The 18076-nt window shown below is 72.6% G+C and carries 12 protein-coding genes; 10 read left to right on the top strand and 2 right to left on the bottom strand.

The genetic code is table 11. From position 1 onward, the window contains the following. The first annotated feature begins 81 nt into the window (after nucleotides 1–81). The 5 genes from ACWGH1_RS27560 (at nucleotide 82) to ACWGH1_RS27540 (ending at nucleotide 7383) form a co-directional block, all read left to right on the top strand. A complete protein-coding gene (locus tag ACWGH1_RS27560) occupies nucleotides 82–2466 on the top strand; it encodes an MMPL family transporter (protein ID WP_453356482.1) in 2385 nt (794 codons plus the stop codon). Nucleotides 2467–2547: 81 nt separating this feature from the next. After that, a complete protein-coding gene (locus ACWGH1_RS27555; RefSeq protein ID WP_453409092.1) occupies nucleotides 2548–3102 on the top strand; it encodes a GNAT family N-acetyltransferase in 555 nt (184 codons plus the stop codon). 100 nt (nucleotides 3103–3202) lie between these two features. Next, nucleotides 3203–3859 carry a hypothetical protein gene (locus tag ACWGH1_RS27550; protein ID WP_453356159.1) on the top strand — a complete coding sequence of 219 codons (657 nt, stop codon included), beginning with the start codon at nucleotides 3203–3205 and terminating at the stop codon, nucleotides 3857–3859. Between the two features lie 207 nt (nucleotides 3860–4066). Then, nucleotides 4067–4240 carry a hypothetical protein gene (locus ACWGH1_RS27545; protein ID WP_453356158.1) on the top strand — a complete coding sequence of 58 codons (174 nt, stop codon included), beginning with the start codon at nucleotides 4067–4069 and terminating at the stop codon, nucleotides 4238–4240. An 80-nt stretch (nucleotides 4241–4320) separates the two neighbouring features. Beyond that, on the top strand, nucleotides 4321–7383 hold the full coding sequence (locus ACWGH1_RS27540) for a helix-turn-helix transcriptional regulator (protein WP_453356157.1): 3063 nt from the start codon (nucleotides 4321–4323) through the stop codon (nucleotides 7381–7383). Nucleotides 7384–7554: 171 nt separating this feature from the next. Here ACWGH1_RS27540 and ACWGH1_RS27535 read toward each other — a convergent pair whose 3' ends face one another. Next, entirely contained in the window at nucleotides 7555–8772 is a 1218-nt protein-coding gene (locus ACWGH1_RS27535) for a PQQ-dependent sugar dehydrogenase (protein WP_453356650.1), read from the bottom strand. A gap of 238 nt (nucleotides 8773–9010) precedes the next feature. Beyond that, the gene (locus ACWGH1_RS27530; protein ID WP_453356649.1) at nucleotides 9011–10018 is read right to left on the bottom strand and encodes an aldo/keto reductase; all 1008 of its coding nucleotides are present in this window, start codon (nucleotides 10016–10018) and stop codon (nucleotides 9011–9013) included. A 73-nt stretch (nucleotides 10019–10091) separates the two neighbouring features. Here ACWGH1_RS27530 and ACWGH1_RS27525 point away from each other — a divergent pair, with 73 nt between their 5' ends. The 5 genes from ACWGH1_RS27525 to ilvC all read left to right on the top strand — a co-directional run bounded on the left by ACWGH1_RS27525 (nucleotide 10092) and on the right by ilvC (nucleotide 18039). Then, complete coding sequence (locus tag ACWGH1_RS27525; protein ID WP_453356648.1) at nucleotides 10092–11039, top strand: 2-hydroxyacid dehydrogenase; 948 nt, start codon at nucleotides 10092–10094, stop codon at nucleotides 11037–11039. Between the two features lie 273 nt (nucleotides 11040–11312). Beyond that, a complete protein-coding gene (locus ACWGH1_RS27520; protein ID WP_453409091.1) occupies nucleotides 11313–14216 on the top strand; it encodes a putative bifunctional diguanylate cyclase/phosphodiesterase in 2904 nt (967 codons plus the stop codon). 228 nt (nucleotides 14217–14444) lie between these two features. Further along, on the top strand, nucleotides 14445–16331 hold the full coding sequence (locus ACWGH1_RS27515; protein ID WP_453355237.1) for an acetolactate synthase large subunit: 1887 nt from the start codon (nucleotides 14445–14447) through the stop codon (nucleotides 16329–16331). 32 nt (nucleotides 16332–16363) lie between these two features. Then, a complete protein-coding gene (gene ilvN, locus ACWGH1_RS27510; protein WP_069922074.1) occupies nucleotides 16364–16888 on the top strand; it encodes an acetolactate synthase small subunit in 525 nt (174 codons plus the stop codon). 149 nt (nucleotides 16889–17037) lie between these two features. Next, entirely contained in the window at nucleotides 17038–18039 is a 1002-nt protein-coding gene (ilvC, locus tag ACWGH1_RS27505) for a ketol-acid reductoisomerase (RefSeq protein ID WP_136214557.1), read from the top strand. Nucleotides 18040–18076 lie beyond the last annotated feature (37 nt).

Genomic DNA, 18076 nt, shown 5'->3' with positions numbered 1-18076 from the left:
TCCGCCCGGCCTTCACACGTTCAGGCGTTCTTTGCGACGGGCCGTCTCCCGTGCAGATCCGAACCACAGGGAGCACGTCCGTTGGCAGCAATCGCACGGTGGTGCCTCCGCCACCAGCTGGCCACCGTCCTGATCTGGCTGCTCAGCCTCGCCGGGACGGCAGTCGCTGCCGGAGCCGCCGGATCGGTGTTCTCCAGTGACTACGAGGTACCCGGTACCGAGTCCGGCCGGGCCGCCACCCTCCTCCGCGAGGGCTTCCACGGCCAGGGCGGCGACACCGACACGATCGTCTGGCGGACCCCGGCCCACCAGACGGCCCGTACCCCCGCCGTCGAGCAGCGGATGACGGCGGCGCTGCAGGCGGTGTCCCGTCTCCCCGGCGTCGGCTCGGTGAGCAGCCCGTACGGTTCCCGCCCCGGCCCGGCCGCGCAGATCAGCCCCGACGGCCGTACCGCCTACGCCACCGTCACCTTCGACGAGCAGGCCGACTCCGTACCCACGACCCAGGCCCGGGCGGTCGTCGCGGCGGCCAAGAACCCGGCCGTCGAGACGGACGGCCTCCAGGTGGAACTCGGCGGCCGGGCGATCGGGCTGACCGAGGCGCCCCGGGGCCACTACGCCGAGGTCGCCGGCGTGGTCATCGCGGCCGTCGTCCTCTTCCTCGCCTTCGGCTCGGCCGCCGCGAGCCTGCTGCCCATCGCCACCGCCCTGGTCGGCGTGGGCACCGCCTATTCCGGCATCACCCTCCTCGGGCACGCCATGCCCGTCGCCGACTTCGCCCCGGTGCTGGGCACGCTCGTAGGGCTCGGAGTCGGGATCGACTACGCGCTGTTCCTCGTCACCCGGCACCGCACGGGCCTCGCCCGCGGACTCCCCGTCGCGGAGGCGGCCGCGCAGGCGGTGGCCACCACCGGCCGGGCCGTGGTCTTCGCCGGGGCCACCGTCTGCATCGCGCTGCTCGGCATGCTGGTGCTGCGGCTCGACTTCCTGGACGGCGTCGCGATCGCGGCCTCCCTCACCGTGGTCCTCACCGTGGCCGCGTCGGTCACCCTGCTGCCCGCCCTGCTCTCCGTCATCGGCCCGTACGCCCTTTCGCGCCGTGAGCGCCGCAGGCTGGACGACGAGGGGCCGCGGCCCGAGGCCCCGGCGGGCTTCGCCGCCCGGTGGTCCGCCTTCGTCGAACGGCACCCCAAACCGCTCGGGCTCGCCGCCGCCGCCGTGATGGTGGTGCTGGCGCTCCCCACCGTCTCCCTGCACCTCGGCACCTCCGACCAGGGCAACGACCCGGCCACTTCCACCACCCGCAAGGCGTACGACCTGCTGGCCGGGAAGCCCACCGGGGCCCGGGAGCGCGACGGAACCCCGGCGGAGGGCTTCGGCCCCGGGACGAACGGTCCGCTCACCGTCGTCGCCCGGCTCGGTGTCGCCGCAGACGGGATCGCCGCAGACCGGCCGGCCGCCAACCGCCCGGCGCCCGACCGGCCGGCCGCCAACCCCCTGGCCCCAGGCCGGATCGCTACCGACCCGATCGCTGCAGACGGGATCGCTACCGACCGGATCGCCGTGGACCGGCTCGCCGACGCGCTGCGCGCGACCGAGGGCGTGGCCTCCACCGGCCCTCCCGTCTTCAACCGGAGCGGCGACACGGCAGTCCTGACCGTCGTACCGGACTACGCGCCCCAGTCCCGCGCCACCAGCGACCTGGTCGACAGGCTGCGCCGGGACGTCATCCCGCGCGCCGAGCGGGGCAGCTCGATGGAGGCGCACGTCGGTGGCGTGACCGCCTCCTACGATGCCTTCGCCGAGGTGATCATCGGGAAACTGCCGCTCTTCGTCGGGGTGGTCATCGCCTTCGGCTGCATGCTCCTGCTACTGGCCTTCCGGTCCGTCGGCATCCCGGTCAAGGCCGCCGCCATGAACGTCGCGGCCGTCGCCTCCTCCTTCGGCGTCGTCATCGGCGTCTTCCAGTGGGGCTGGGGCAGCGAGTTCATGGGCCTGGGCCGCGCGGGCCCGATCGAGCCGTTCCTCCCCGTGATCATGGTGTCGGTGCTCTTCGGACTCTCCATGGACTACCAGGTCTTCCTGGTGAGCCGGATATACGAGGAGTGGCTGGAGACCGGCGACAACCGCCGCGCCGTCCGGGTGGGACTCGCCGAGACCAGCCGGGTGATCAACTCGGCGGCCGTCATCATGATCTCCGTCTTCCTGGGGTTCGTCCTCAGCGGGGACAGGCTCATCGCGATGTTCGGCATCGCCCTCGCGTCCGCCGTCGCCCTCGACGCCTTCGTGCTGCGGACGCTGCTGGTCCCCGCGCTCATGCACCTGCTCGGCGGCGCCAACTGGTGGCTCCCCGGGTGGCTGGACCGTCGGCTGCCGCGGATCAGCATCGAGCCGCCCGAGTGCCACGGCCGTGCGACACTGCCCGCGCAGTGGGCCGGCGCCGAACCCGCCACGGCCTCCCGCTGACCCGCCGGCCCGCCGACCGCACCGTGAAACACCAAGACCAGCCACTCACCCCCAGGCCTGCCGATCCGGAGGAACAGCCGCATGTTCTCGATAGACCTCGCCGACGACGCCCAGCTGTTCCCGCTGGAGGTCTGGCACGCCGAGGAGTTCCTGGCCCACATGGACCGCGGCCGCGACTACATCGGCGAACACATCCAGCTGCCCGACTTCGTCACGGACCCCGACTCGGCCCGAGCCTTCCTCTCCGGCTACGCGCAGAAGACGGCCGCCGACGGCGGCCGGCTCTACGGGATCCGGGTCGACGGGACGCTCGTCGGGGGTGTCCTCTTCCGGATCTTCGAGGCGGAGACCGGCAACTGCGAGGTCGGCTGCTGGCTGGAGCCGGCCGCGGCCGGCCGGGGCCTGGTCACGGCGGCCTGCCGGATCCTCATCGACTGGGCCTTCCGGGCGCGCGGGATGCACCGCGCGGAGTGGCGCGCCTCCTCCGCCAACCTCAAGAGCCTCGCGGTCGCCGAGCGCCTCGGCATGACGCGGGAGGCGGTGCTGCGGGAGAGCTACCCGCACCGGGGCGTCCGCCAGGACACCGAAGTGTGGGCGGTACTGGCCTCCGAGTGGCCGGAACGCGCCTCGCGATAGCCGAGAGCGGCGCCGGCGGGCTCCCTGACCCACGGTCCACCTGGGCGAACGGGCGGAGGTTCTCAGGAACCTCTCAGAAACGCCGCCTACGGTGCCCCGCATGGAGACCACCAAGACCCCCGCCCCCGCCGACGCCGACACCCCCGAGGGCGTGACGGCGGCAGACACCACGGCCGGCCCGGCGGAGGCCGAACCGGCCGGCCGGTCCGTCGACCTCACCAAGGACGCCGCCGCCGGGACGGAGGCGGCCACCGAGGCCGACGCGACGGACACGGCCGACGCGACCCAGGAGGCCGACGGGCGCGACGAGCTCCACGAGCGCGACGAGCTCCACGAGGCCGACGAGCGCGCCGGTGGCGTCGGGGCCGCCGCCTGTGCGATCGTCGCCGCCGCGCTCGGCACCGTAGCCCTCAGCGGCAGCTGGGTCTCCCGCGTCGCCGCTGAGCGCGAGAACCTCGCGAACCAGCTCGACCTGAGTGCCGCTGCCGACAACAACGAGAAGATCGCCGCGCTCTACAGCGCGCCGTGGCACGCGACCGCGCTCGTCAACGGCGTCCTCGCCACCATCGCGCTCCTGATCGCCGTCTTCGTCCTGGCCCGTCCGGCGTTCGGCGCCCCCGGCCGCACCCTTCCGACCTGGGTCCGGTCCGTCGCCTGGGCGGCCGTCGCCCTCGGGATCGTCGGGATCCTGGTCTTCGGGCTCATGTACTTCGACGTCCTCCTCCCCGTCCCGACCGCCCCTGCCCAGCCCGCCTAGGCACCGCCTTACCTCGCCGCGTCCGCCTTACCTTCCCGCCCGCCCGCCCCAGCCCCGCTCACCTCGCCTCAGGCGTCGACAGCCCCCGCCTAAGGCCCCCCGGTCCGCGTAGATGCGGCATGCGCCCGATGTGGCGGTACCCCCTGGGACGCGAATCTTGGATCACACCGAACGAGGTGCCCGAGAGCCGCAACCAGGGAGTACGAGATGTTCGCCTACGAGATCGCCACCGCCCACCACACCGACCTCATCCGCCGGGCCGACCGGTACCGGCTGGTCCGGGAGGCCAAGAAGGCGAGCCGCGCCGCCTCCGCACGGAGCCAGGAAACCGAAGGGGCACCGGTGAGGGTCCAACGCAGCCGCTTCACCCGGGCGGCGTGAACCGCCCGGCACCGCGGCCCACCTGACACGTGATGGGAAGCGCACCGATAACGAGTGCCGCCGGGCAGGGTCCCTGTGCGATGCTCGACGCCGTGGAGACCAGATCTGTCAGCCCGGTGTTCGTCGGCCGAGCCGACGAACTGGCCGTACTCGTGGACGCTTTGACGCGCGCCGCCGGACAAGAGCCGCAAGCCCTGCTCATCGGCGGCGAGGCGGGGGTCGGCAAGACCCGGCTCACCGAGGAGTTCCTGGCGGCGGCGGACCGCCGGGGCGCGGTGGTCGCCGTCGGAGGCTGCGTGGAGATCGGGGCGGAGGGGTTGCCCTTCGCCCCCTTCTCGACCGCCCTGCGCAGCCTGCACCGCCGGCTCCCCGACGAGCTGGCCGCCGCGGCCGCCGGCCAGGAGGACGAACTGGCCCGGATCCTCCCCGAGCTCGGCGACACCCCGCGCGGGCCGCACGACGAGGAGAGCACCGCCCGGCTGTTCGAGCTGACGGCCCGGATGCTGGAGCGGCTCGCCGCCGAGCGCACCATCGTGCTCGTCCTGGAGGACCTGCACTGGGCCGACGCCTCCACCCGGCACCTCCTCGCCTACCTCTTCCGGACACTCGCCAGCGGCCGGCTCGTCGTCGTCGCCACCTACCGGGCGGACGACGTCCACCGGCGTCACCCGCTGCGCCCCCTCCTCGCCGAACTGGACCGGCTGCGTACCGTCCAGCGGATCGAGCTGCCCCGCTTCAACCGGGCGGAAGTACGCCGCCAGCTCGCCGGGATCCTCGCCGCCCGGCCCGACGAGGGCTTCGTCGACTCCGTCTTCGAGCGCTCGGACGGCAACGCCTTCTTCGTCGAGGAACTCGTCGCCTCCCGGGCGAGCGGCTGCCGCACCGGGCTCACGGAATCGCTGCGCGACCTGCTGCTGGTACGGGTCGAGGTGCTGCCCGACGCGGCCCAGCGCGTGGTGCGCATCGTCGCCGAAGGCGGCTCCACCGTCGAGTACCCGCTGCTGCGGGCCGTCGCCGGACTCACCGAGGACGAGCTGATCGAGGCGCTGCGGGCCGCCGTCGGAGCCAACATCCTGCTCGCCACCCCGGACGGGGACGGCTACCGGTTCCGCCACTCGCTGGTGCGCGAGGCCGTCAGCGACGACCTGCTGCCCGGGGAGCGGGCCCGTGTCAACCGGCGCTACGCCGAGGCGATGGAGGCCGACGACTCGCTGGTCCGCGCCGAGGAGCGGGTCATCCGGATGGCCGCCTACTGGTACCACGCCAACGATCCGGCGAAGGCGCTCCCCGCCGTGCTCGCCGCCTCGGTGGCCGCCCGCCGCAGACACGCCTACTCCGAGCAGCTCCGGCTGCTGGAGCGCGCCCTGGACCTGTGGGAGAGCGCCCCCGCCGAGGTCCGCGAGGCCCTGCGCCCGGTGGACTACACCGACGTGTACCCCCCGTGCGGCTGTGACCCGGCCACCACCCCGCTCGCCCGCCTCGACCTGCTCGCGGAGGCGACCGTCGCGGCCCGCTTCGGCGGCGAACGGGAGCGCGCCCTCAAGATCACCAAAACGGCGCTGCGGATACTCGAAGAGGACCCGGATCCCCTGCGGGCAGCCTGGTTCTGGACCGAGCGCTCCTCCCTGGTCGCCAGCCTCGGCCGGGGCGACGGGTGGGAGGAACTGGCCAAGGCGCAGGAACTCGTCCAGGGGCTGCCGCCGTCGCAGGTCCACGCGCAGGTCCTGGTCCGGGCCGCCGGCTGGGGCATGCTCCACGACCCCGGCCCCGGCAACCTGGCGGCCGCCGAACGGGCCGTCGAGTACGCGCACATGGTCGGTGCAGAGGAGATCGAGCTCAACGCACGGATCACCATGGGCTCGCTGCTCGCCGATGCCGGGGAGCGCGAGCGGGGCCTCGCGGTGATGACCGAGGTGAAGGACCGGGCCACCGCGCTCGGCTACGTCATGCTGGCGGGCCGCGCCCACATCAACCTCAGCTCCCAGCTGGAAAGTCTGGGAAGGTCCCGGGAGGCCGTGGAACTGGCCCAGCAGGGCGTGGAACTCGTCGGCAAGGCCCGGCTCCTGGACATCCAGGCCTGGATCTGGGGGAACATGGCGGAGAGCCTGTACAGCCTGGGCCGCTGGGACGAGGCCGCCGAGGCGGCCCGGCGCACGCTGCGGGTCGGCCAGGGCGCCGCCCCGCGCGGCTCCGGCTCCGCCCGCCTGGCCTACCTGGCGCTGGCGCGCGGGGAGTTGACGGAAGCCGCGACGCAGCTCGCCGCCGCCCACGCCCATTTCGGCACCCACGACACCCAGCCGCAGCACCGGATACCGCTGTACCGCCTCGCGGTCGGGCTGGCCGCGGGGGAGGGCCGGATCGCCGATGTCCGCGCCGAGGTCGCCGATGCGATGGCCTCCGGCTTCCCGCTCGGCCACCACCGTTACGCCTGGCCGCTGCTCCTCGCCGCTGCCACCGCGGAAGCCGACGCCCGTGGCCTGCCGGTCGCCGAGGCCGGCCGCGAAGCCGCCGTGGCACTCCTGCGCGACGCCGCCCGGAACCTGGCCACCCCGGTGCCGGTGTGGGCCGCGCACGCCGAGTACCTACGGGCCGAGCTGCGCCGGGCCGAGGGCCGGGACACCGTCGGCGACTGGACCTCGGTGGTGCAGGCGACCGCCCCGCTGGACCGCCCGTACCTGCTGGCCCGCGCCCGCCACCGGCTCGCCGAGGCCCGCCTGGCGGCCGGCTGCGACCGTGAACGGGCCGCCGCCCTGCTCCGCGACGCCTACGCCACCGCCGACCGGCTGGGCGCCCGCCGGCTCCGCGAGGACCTGGCCCTCCTGGCACAGCGGGCCCGGCTCCCCCTCACCGCCGCCGAACCCGCGCACCGCCCGGCCGCTCCGCAGGCGGACCCGGTCGAGGCCCTCGGCCTGACCAGCCGCGAGCGGGACGTGCTCCGCCTGGTTGCGACGGGCAGCACGAACCGGCAGATCGCCGAGGAACTGTTCATCTCCCCGAAGACGGCGAGCGTGCACGTCTCGAACATCCTGGCCAAGCTGGGCGTCTCCGGCCGCGGCGAGGCGGCCGCGCTCGCCCACCGGCTGCGGCTGTTCGGCCCGGTCGTCCCCGTGCCCCCGCCCGCCCCGGCGGCACAGGGCCGGTAGCGCGCGCAGGCCGCCGGGCCGGCCGCCCGCTCGGCCCGGCGCGCCCGGCCGGCACGCGCCGAACGGTGCCGCACCCGGCCCGCGGCGTCGTCGGCGAGGGCCTTCGGGACGGGACCTTCGGTGAAACCGGCCCGCACACCCCGGGTGAGGTCCCCTCCCGGGGCCTGCCGGTCACCGCACGGTCAGGGTGAGGATCCTGTCGTCCCCGGCCTTCGGCGACCCCCGGCCGTCCGTCTCGCTGGTGACCAGCAGCAATCTGTCCCCGCCCAGCGCCACCACGGTCCGCAGCCGGCCGTACGTGCCCTGGAGGAAGGCTTCCGGCTGCGCCACCGGGCTCGCCCCCGACAAGGGGATCCGCCACAGCCGCTCGCCCTTCAAGGCCGCCATCCAGATCGAGCCCTGTGCCCACGCGATCCCGCTCGGCGAGGCTTCGTCGGTCTTCCACACCGCCACCGGGTCCCGCAGGCCGGGCTTGCCCGCCTTGCCCTCGGCCTCCGGCCAGCCGTAGTTCCCGCCCGGCTCGATGAGGTTGAGCTCGTCCCAGGTGTGCTGGCCGAACTCGGACGCCCACAGCCGCTTGTCCTTGTCCCAGGCCAGGCCCTGCACATTGCGGTGGCCGTAGGAGTAGACGACGGAATCAGGCTCCGGATTGCCGTGCACCGGCTGCCCGTCGGGGGTCATCCGCAGGATCTTGCCGCCGAGCGACTTCTTGTCCTGCGCCAGCCCCGTGTCACCCGTCTCACCGGTCCCGGCATAGAGCATCTTGTCCGGACCGAAGGCGATCCGGCCGCCGTTGTGTATCAGACCCTTGGGGATGCCCCGCAGAATGGTGTCGGGAGCGCCCAGTTGCTGCCCTTGGGGCCGGTCCGGGTCGTAACGCATCCGCGCGATGCGGTTGTCCGACTCGGTCGTGAAGTACGCGTACACCAGGTGGTCCGCAGCGAAGGCGGGGGAGAGGGCCAGGCCCAGCAGTCCGCCCTCACCGCCCGGGGCCACCCCCGGAACTTCGCCGATCCGGGTCACCGCGCCCGCGCCCGCACCCGAACTCGAGCCCAGCTGCACCCTGCTGATGGTCCCCTTGTCCCGCGAGGCCACCAGCAGGTCGCCCTCCGGCAGCGGTGCCACGCCCCACGGCGACTCCAGGTCCTTGGCGACCTCGCCCGTCACGGTCACCGACCCCTTGGCGGGCGGCGCCGAAGCCTCCGGAGAGCCGGACGGGCCGCCCGAGGCAGCCGTTGCGGCGGCCGCCGGGTCCGGTGGTGAGCTGCCCGGCCCGGGGGAGGCGCCGCCCGGCGGTGAACACCCCGCCGCCAGCAGGGCCCCGCACCCCGCCAGGGCGACAGCCGCCAGCACGCCACGGGGCCGGGCGCGCGGGCCCTCGTACGGCATGTGCGGTTCCCGCACGCCCCCGGCTCTCCATGCCCGCCCCTGCGCTCGACCTTGCTCCTGCGCCTGACCCTGTCCCTGCGCCGCGTCCGCCGGTCCCTGTCCGTATCGCATCGCCCTGCTCCCCTCCGGTCCTCCGACTGTGCCCTTCCATCTGACTCAACAGCCGCGGCCGTACCCGAAGTTCCACCGCTCGTACACTCGATCGAGTGGTGGGCGAGCGGCCCGAGGACGGGCCCGCTCAGTCCCAGGCTCCCACCGCCGCCGGCAACCCCGCGATCTCCGCCAGATCGGCCGCCGTCAGCCGGACCTCCGCCGCCCGCGCGTTCTCCGCCGCCCAGTGCGCGCGGTCCGCACCCGGCACGGGCACCACGTGCGGTCCCTGCGCCAGCACCCACGCCAGCGCCACCTGCGCCGCCGTCACCTCGGGCCCGTGCCGCAGGGCCACCCGGCGCAGCCCCGCCACCAGCACCTGGTTCGACGCCATCGCGTCCGCCGTGAACCTCGGGTGCCGGGCCCGCACGTCCTCCGGCTCGAAGCCGGCCCCCGGCCGCAGCGTCCCCGTCAGGAACCCGCTGCCCAGCGGCATCGCCGCCAGCACCCCCACTCCCCGCGCCGCGCACCACGGCAGCAACTGCCAGGCCGCCTCAGGCGACCACACCGACAGCTCCGCCTGCACCGCGCTCACCGGGAACACCTGCTGCGCCCGCTCCAGGTGGCGCACGGTCGCCCGGTACCCCCGGTCCCCGCGCCGCCCCGCCCCCGGACCCGCCGCCGCACCCAGCGCGCAGAATCCGAGCGCCCGGACCTTCCCCGCACCCACCAGCTCGGCCATGGCGCCCCACGTCTCCTCCACCGGGACGTCCGGATCCACCCGGTGCAACTGGTACAGGTCTATGACGTCGGTCCGCAGCCGCCGCAGGGATGCGTCACAGGCCCGCCGCACGTATCCCGGCCGCCCGTCGGCCACCACGTGCTGCTCGCCCGCCCGCAGCCCCACTTTGGCGGACACGAAGGCGTCGGAGCGCCGCTCGCGCAGCACCCGCCCGAGTACGAGCTCATTGGTGAACGGCCCGTACACATCGGCCGTGTCCAGCAGGTTCGCCCCCAGGTCCAGCGCCGTGTGCAGGGTGCGCAGCGACTCCTCGCCCCGGCGGTGCGAAGGCGCGTACCCCCAGCTCATCGGCATGCAGCCGAGCCCGATGGCGCCCACCGTCAGCGAGCCCGCCCCGATCGACCTGCGCTCCACCCCTGAGTCCCCCTCCCGGTCCGGCCCTCAAACTAACGGCTTGATCCTCTTGCCTTCACATAGCCTCGTGATCATGACTGCAACGACCGGGGACGTGTGGCTCCCCTTCCCCGCCGAAGAGGTCGACGGCCTCCCCGACTGCTTCCGCTACCGCCGCTGGGACGGTGAGGAGCGGTTCCCGGCCGACCCGGGGGCGTGCGTCTTCTACGTCACGCCCTACATGAAGTCCTCGGTAGTGACCCTGCGCCCGCTGGCCGCCATGCCCGCCATCCGGATCGTCCAGACCCTGACGGCCGGCATCGACCACGTCCTGCCCGGTCTCGACGACCTGCCCGCGGGCGTACGGCTGTGCAACGCGCGCGGCGTCCACGAGGCGAGCACCGCCGAACTGGCCCTCACCCTGATCCTTGCCTCCCTGCGCGGCATCCCCGGCATGGTGCGCGGCCAGGACCGCGAGGAGTGGCGCTCCGGCTTCTACGAGGCGCTCGCCGACAAGTCCGTCCTGATCGTGGGCTACGGGTCCATCGGCGCGGCCGTCGAGGACCGGCTGGAGCCGTTCGAATGCGGGCGGATCACCCGCGTCGCCCGCTCGGCCCGCTCCGTGCCGCGCGGTCCGGTGCACGCCCTCGCCGAACTGCCCCGGCTGCTGCCGGACGCGGACGTGGTTGTCCTCTGCACGCCGCTGACCGAGGAGAGCCGCGGCCTGGCGGATGCCGGGTTCCTCGGTCGCATGAAGGACGGCGCCCTGCTGGTGAACGTCGCCCGCGGGCCCGTGGTCGACACCGGCGCCCTACGGGCGGAGTTGGGGACGGGGCGGCTGCGGGCGGCGCTCGACGTCACCGACCCGGAACCGCTGCCCGCCGGGCACCCGCTCTGGCACGCTCCGAACCTCCTGATCACCCCTCATGTGGGGGGCAGCAGCAGCGCGTTCGAGCCACGGGCGAAGCGCCTCGTCGCCCGCCAGCTCGCCCGGTTCGCAGCTGGGGAACCCGTGGAGAACACGGTGTTGATCACGGACTGAGGGCAGGATGGTCACCAGGCGCATTCGTCCGGATGCGGGCGGTTTCCGCCCGCCGGTAGCGGTCACTGAGCGTAGATGAGCTATGTCCCTGAGTAACGAAAGTGGTGTATCGTCCGGAAGAAGGGGCTGCGCCACGAACGTCTGGCGCTGGGGAGTGATCGGACCATTTGGGGGGCGACGGGCGATGCACGGCCAATGGACGAAGGATCCGCTGCGGCACAGCCGCCGGAAGCGACGACGGGGTGCACCCGAACCAGCCGGCGAGGGGGAGCGGTGAGCGCCCCGGGGGCGGCGCTCCTGACCCGGCCGCCGAGCCGCGGCGGGGGCAGGAGCCTGGCGATGCAACTGCTCCTCGCCGCCGTCTGCGCCGGGTACGCCGTCGGTTCGGCCCTCGGCTGGGGCTCCAAGCTGACGGCCGCCTTCATGGGTGACTTCGGGCTCAGCGGGGCCGCGCTGCTCGCCGCCCTCTCCTGCTACGGCTACGCGCGCACCATCGACCGGCGCGAGCGTCCCGCATGGCTGCTGTTCGCCTTCTCCTCCCTGATGGGCGCCTGCGGCAACGCCATCTGGGGCTGGTACGAGGTGATCCTCGGCGGTGCGGTGCCCAAACACTCGCTGGCCGACTTCGCCTTCCTCTGCTTCGCGCCGCCGGCGATCGTGGGCCTGCTCGTCCTCGCCAAACGCCCGGTGACCCGGGCCGGTTGGGTGTGCCTCGGGCTCGACTCCTGGCTCATCGGCGGCTCCCTGCTCACCCTGTCCTGGAGCCTGGCCCTCGCCAACGCGGCGCGGACCGCGCAGTCCGGTACCCCCAGCAGTGTGCTGAGCGCCGCACTCACCCTCGCGTACCCGATCCTGGACATCGCGCTCGTCTCGATAGTCCTGGTCCTGCACTTCCGGCGCTCGGAGACCAACCGGTCCGCCGTCAACACCGCCATCGCGGCGCTGGCCCTGACCGTGCTCAGCGACGCCCTGTTCACCTCGCCGCTGCTCAGCGCCGAGTACAAGTCCGGGCAGCTGCTGGACGCCGGCTGGTTCGCCGGCTCGCTGCTCCTGGCCTACGCGCCCTGGGGCGCCCGGCGCAGCGCCCCGGGGCCCGTCGTCGCGAGGCACCCCCGGGGCGACCGCCCGGTCAGCCGCCCCATCACCGGGTCGCTGACCGCCCTCACCCCGTACCTGGCGGCTGCGGTCTGCACGCTGGGCATCCTGTACAACGTGGTGGACGGCCGCAAGGTCGACCGCGTGGTCGTCTTCACCGGGTGCACGGTCGTGCTCGCCCTCGTCATCCGCCAGGGCATCATGCTCCTCGACAACATCGCGCTCACCCAGGAACTGGCCCAGAAGGAGAACCACTTCCGCTCCCTGGTGCAGGGTTCGAGCGACGTCATCATGATCGCCGCACCCACGGGGACGCTGCGCTACGTCAGTCCCGCCGCCGCCGGGGTGTACGGCCGCGAGGCGGAGGAGCTCGTCGGGACCGAACTCGCGACGTTGATCCACCCCGAAGACCTGGGCCGCGTGGTCCACGAGGTGCGCCGCTTCCTCGCCGCGCCGCCCACCGAGGAACCCACCACCCGCATCGAGTGCCGGTTCAAGTCGGGCGGCGGCGAATGGCTCAACGTCGAGTCCACCGTCAACCGCCACCAGGGCGGCCTCATCCTCAACAGCCGGGACGTCACCGAGCGGGTCCGGCTCCAGGCCCAGCTCCAGCACAGCGCCGAGCACGACGCCCTGACCGACCTGCCCAACCGGGCCCTGTTCACCCGCCGGGTCCGCCAGGCCCTGACCGGCCGCCGGGCCGGCGACCACAGCACCGCCGTCCTCTTCATCGACCTCGACGGGTTCAAGGCGGTCAACGACACCATCGGGCACCAGGCCGGTGACGAACTGCTGGTCGAGGCCGCGCGCCGGCTCCAGGACTCCGTCCGGGCCGGGGACACGGCGGCCCGCCTCGGCGGGGACGAGTTCGCCGCGCTGATCCTCGGTGACGGCAGCCGTGACCGGAGCGCCCGCGAGTACCAGGTGCGCGAGATCGCCGACCGGCTGCGCGCCACGCTGTCCCAGCCGTACCGGATCTCCGGGAGCGAGGTCCGCGTCGCCGCCAGCATCGGGGTGGCATTCGCGGATCCCGGCATCACCCCTTCGGACCTGATGCGCAACGCGGATCTGGCCATGTACCGGGCCAAGGCCGGCGGCAAGGACCGCGTCGAGCTGTACGCGCCGCAGATGCAGGCCGAAGTCGTACGCAAGGCGGAGCTGGCGGGCCGGCTGCGCACCGCACTGCACGAGGGCGAGTTCGCCCTGCTGCACCAGCCCGTGGTGTCGCTGGCCGACGGGGAGGTCACCGCGGTGGCCGCGCAGGCCCGCTGGCGGTCCGCTCAGGGCATCCTCTTCACCCCGGCCGAGTTCCTGCGCGTCGCCGAGTCCGGCGAGGGCGGGCACGCCGCCTCGCCGCGGGCCCCCGGCGCCTTCGCCGCGGCCGCGTCCGGACGCGCCGCCGAGCTGGGGCGCTGGCTGCTGGAGGCGGCCGTGGAGCAGGCCGCGGAGCGGCACCGGGCCGGGCACGGCGTGCCGGTGGCCGTGCGGATGACCGCCGAGCGGCTGCTGGACCGGGCGGCGCCCGCGGCTTCGGTGGAGGCCCTGCTGACCCGGCACGGGCTGCCGTCCGGGGCGTTGGTGATCGAGCTCGCCGACAACGACCCCAGGGTCCCCTTCGACGAGCTGGAGCGGCGCCTGGCGGCCTTGCGCCGGCTCGGCGTCCTGATCGCGCTCGACGGCTTCGGCAGCGGCTACGCGGCCATCAGCGCCCTGCGCCGGCTCCCGGTGGACATGCTCAAGCTGGACCGCGGCCTGGTGGAGGGGGTGGTCGAGTCCGCCCGCCTGCACAAGATCACCGCAGGGCTCTTGCGGATCGCAAACGACCTCGGCATGCAGTCCGTGGCCGACGGCGTGGACCTGCCCGAGCAGCTCATGGCGCTGCGCTCGATGGGGTGCACCCACGGTCAGGGATTGGCCTTCTCCGGGCCACTCGACGAATACAGGCTGCGGCGCGCCCTCGTGCGCGGTACGTTCCCAGTACCGGGCGCGATGGCCCAGCCCGCCTTGGCCGGAGGCGCGCCCAGTGGCTCGATGGTCACCCGTAGAGGCTCACATAATGAGACGCCCGTCCCACCTACTTGACATCGACCTCCCGCCGGAGGGAGGGTCAATGCCATGCGCACCCGAATTCTCGTACTTGGAAAGCGCGTCGGCTGAAGCTGGGGCCAGTATGTCCCCGCTCCACAACGCCCGACGCGCTCCCCTCGCTTGCCTCCCGGCACGAGGGGTTTTTTGTTGCACTGGCACACGCCCCCGGCCACGGTCCGGGGGATCCCCGCTCCTCGTTAAACCCTCAGCTTCGAGAAGAGAATGCCGATGACCGACCAGGCCACCGGGGCCCACCATCCGCAGCCGCGGCCCCGTACGGGTGGACAGCAGTCCGCCGCAGTTGAGCACGTCACGGGTGCGCAGTCCCTCATCCGCTCTCTCGAAGAGGTGGGGTGCGACACCGTCTTCGGCATCCCGGGCGGCGCGATCCTCCCCGCCTACGACCCGATGATGGACAGCAAGAAGGTCCGTCACATCCTGGTCCGCCACGAGCAGGGGGCCGGCCACGCCGCCACCGGCTACGCCCAGGCGACCGGCAAGGTCGGCGTCTGCATGGCCACCTCCGGCCCCGGCGCCACCAACCTGGTCACCCCGATCGCCGACGCCCACATGGACTCCGTCCCGCTCGTCGCGATCACCGGCCAGGTCTCCTCCAAGGCGATCGGCACCGACGCCTTCCAGGAGGCGGACATCGTCGGCATCACCATGCCGATCACCAAGCACAACTTCCTGGTCACCAAGGCCGAGGACATCCCGCGGACGATCTCCGAGGCGTTCCACATCGCCTCCACCGGCCGTCCCGGCCCGGTCCTGGTCGACATCGCCAAGGACGCACTGCAGGCGAAGACGACCTTCTCCTGGCCGCCCACCCACGACCTCCCCGGCTACCGGCCGGTCACCAAGCCGCACGCCAAGCAGATCCGCGAGGCCGCCAAGCTGATCTGCCAGGCCAAGCGCCCGGTCCTGTACGTCGGCGGCGGCGTCATGAAGTCCGGCGCGACCGCCGAGCTGAAGGTCCTGGCCGAGCTGACCGGCGCCCCGGTCACCACCACGCTGATGGCGCTCGGCTCGTTCCCCGACAGCCACCCGCTGCACGTCGGCATGCCCGGCATGCACGGCTCGGTCACCGGCGTCACGGCGCTGCAGAAGTCTGACCTGCTGATCGCGCTCGGCACCCGGTTCGACGACCGCGTCACCGGCAAGCTGGACAGCTTCGCCCCCTTCGCCAAGGTCATCCACGCGGACATCGACCCCGCGGAGATCGGCAAGAACCGCGAGGTCGACGTCCCGATCGTCGGCGACGCCCGCGAGGTCATCGCCGACCTGGTCCAGGCGGTCCAGGCCGAGCACACCGAGGGCAACGCGGGCGACTACAGCGCCTGGTGGAAGGACCTCAACCGCTGGCGCGAGACGTACCCGCTGGGCTACGACCTGCCGCAGGACGGCATGCTCTCGCCGCAGCAGGTCATCCAGCGCATCGGCGAACTCGCCCCCGAGCACACCGTCTACGCGGCCGGCGTCGGCCAGCACCAGATGTGGGCCTCGCACTTCGTCAACTACGAGGAGCCCCGGACCTGGCTGAACTCCGGCGGCGCCGGAACCATGGGCTACGCGGTCCCGGCCGCCATGGGCGCCAAGGTCGGCATGCCCGAGCGCACCGTCTGGGCGATCGACGGCGACGGCTGCTTCCAGATGACCAACCAGGAACTGGTCACCTGCGCGCTGAACAACATCCCGATCAAGGTCGCGATCATCAACAACGGCGCGCTGGGCATGGTCCGCCAGTGGCAGACCCTGTTCTACAACCAGCGGTACTCCAACACCGTCCTGCACGCGGACGAGACCGGCCACGACACCGTCGGCTCCCAGCTCGGCGAGTCCGTCGCCCCCCGCAAGGGCACCCGCGTCCCGGACTTCGTCAAGCTGTCCGAGGCCATGGGCTGCGTCGCCCTGCGCTGCGAGGACCCGGCCGACCTGGACCGCGTCATCGCCGAGGCCAACGCGATCAACGACCGTACGGTGGTCGTCGACTTCATCGTCCACGAGGACGCCATGGTGTGGCCGATGGTCGCCGCCGGCACCTCGAACGACGAGGTCATGGCAGCCCGGGGCGTCCGTCCCGACTTCGGCGACAACGAAGACGACTGAGCCGAGAGAGCCTGAGAGAGAGAACGCCTCACATGTCCAAGCACACGCTCTCCGTCCTGGTCGAGAACACGCCCGGCATCCTCGCCCGGATCGCCGCGCTGTTCTCCCGCCGCGGGTTCAACATCGATTCCCTCGCGGTCGGCGTCACCGAGCACCCCGACATCTCCCGCATCACCATCGTCGTGAACGTCGAGGACCTCCCGCTGGAGCAGGTGACCAAGCAGCTGAACAAGCTGGTCAACGTGCTCAAGATCGTCGAGCTGGAGCCGCACAACGCGATCGAGCGCGAACTCGTTCTGGTGAAGGTCCGCGCCGACAACGAGACCCGCTCCCAGATCGTCGAGATCGTCCAGCTGTTCCGCGCCAAGACGGTCGACGTCTCCCCGGAGGCCGTCACCATCGAGGCCACCGGCGGCACTGACAAGCTGGGCGCCATGCTCAAGATGCTGGAGCCCTTCGGCATCAAGGAGCTCGTGCAGTCGGGCACGATCGCCATAGGGCGTGGCGGGCGGTCCATCACCGACCGCAGCCTGCGCGCGCTCGACCGCAGCGCCTGACCGATCGCCCCGCGGAGCGGCCTTGCGCGGTGACCCGCCGGAGACCCGGCGACGACACGCAAGCCGCCCGCATGGCGAGACCGACAAACTCACATTCCGTTCCCCGCCGTACGGTGGGAGCAACACCAGCGCACCAAGGAGATATCCCAGTGGCCGAGCTGTTCTACGAGAACGACGCCGACCTGTCCATCATCGCGGGCCGCAAGGTCGCGGTCATCGGCTACGGCAGCCAGGGTCACGCCCACGCGCTGTCGCTGCGTGACTCCGGCGTCCCTGTCGTGGTCGGTCTGAAGGAAGGCTCTAAGTCCAAGGCGAAGGCCGAGGAGCAGGGCCTGAAGGTCCTCCCCGTCGCCGAGGCGGCCGAGTGGGCCGACGTCATCATGATCCTGACCCCGGACCCGCTCCAGGCCGAGATCTACGAGGAGTCCGTCAAGGACCACCTCAAGGACGGCGACGCGCTCTTCTTCGGCCACGGTTTCAACGTCCGCTACGGCTTCATCAAGCCCCCGGCCAACGTGGACGTCGCCCTTGTCGCGCCGAAGGGCCCGGGCCACCTGGTCCGCCGCCAGTACGAGGAAGGCCGCGGCGTGCCCTGCATCGCCGCCGTCGAGCAGGACTACACCGGCAACGCCTTCGCGCTCGCCCTCTCCTACGCGGCCGGCATCGGCGGCACCCGCGCCGGCGTCATCAAGACGACCTTCACCGAGGAGACCGAGACCGACCTGTTTGGTGAGCAGGCCGTCCTCTGCGGTGGCGCGTCCGCGCTGGTCAAGGCCGGTTTCGAGACCCTGACCGAGGCCGGCTACCAGCCGGAGATCGCGTACTTCGAGTGCCTGCACGAGCTGAAGCTGATCGTGGACCTCATGTACGAGGGCGGCCTGGAGAAGATGCGCTGGTCGGTCTCCGAGACCGCCGAGTGGGGCGACTACATCACCGGCCCCCGGATCATCACCGACGCCACCAAGGCCGAGATGAAGAAGGTCCTCGCGGAGATCCAGAGCGGCGAGTTCGCCAACACCTGGATGGCCGAGTACAAGGCCGGTCTGCCGAAGTACAACGAGTACAAGAAGGCCGACGAGGCGCACCTGCTGGAGACCACCGGCAAGAAGCTGCGCAAGCTGATGAGCTGGGTCGACAACGACGAGAGCTGATCTCGTGAGGCGGCGGGGCCGGGACCGTGTCCCGGCC

The sequence above is a fragment of the Streptomyces sp. NPDC054883 genome, assembly GCF_053610645.1.
The sequence above is the reverse complement of the archived record's forward strand: the minus strand, read 5'-3'. Positions and strand labels throughout refer to the sequence as shown.

Coding starts and splice junctions, on each gene's coding strand:
- ACWGH1_RS27555 (WP_453409092.1), top strand. CDS start 2,548: ATGTTCTCGATAGACCTCGCCGACGACGCCCAGCTGTTCCCGCTGGAG.
- ACWGH1_RS27550 (WP_453356159.1), top strand. CDS start 3,203: ATGGAGACCACCAAGACCCCCGCCCCCGCCGACGCCGACACCCCCGAG.
- ACWGH1_RS27545 (WP_453356158.1), top strand. CDS start 4,067: ATGTTCGCCTACGAGATCGCCACCGCCCACCACACCGACCTCATCCGC.
- ACWGH1_RS27540 (WP_453356157.1), top strand. CDS start 4,321: ATGCTCGACGCCGTGGAGACCAGATCTGTCAGCCCGGTGTTCGTCGGC.
- ACWGH1_RS27535 (WP_453356650.1), bottom strand. CDS start 8,772: ATGCCGTACGAGGGCCCGCGCGCCCGGCCCCGTGGCGTGCTGGCGGCT.
- ACWGH1_RS27525 (WP_453356648.1), top strand. CDS start 10,092: ATGACTGCAACGACCGGGGACGTGTGGCTCCCCTTCCCCGCCGAAGAG.
- ACWGH1_RS27515 (WP_453355237.1), top strand. CDS start 14,445: ATGCCGATGACCGACCAGGCCACCGGGGCCCACCATCCGCAGCCGCGG.
- ilvN (WP_069922074.1), top strand. CDS start 16,364: ATGTCCAAGCACACGCTCTCCGTCCTGGTCGAGAACACGCCCGGCATC.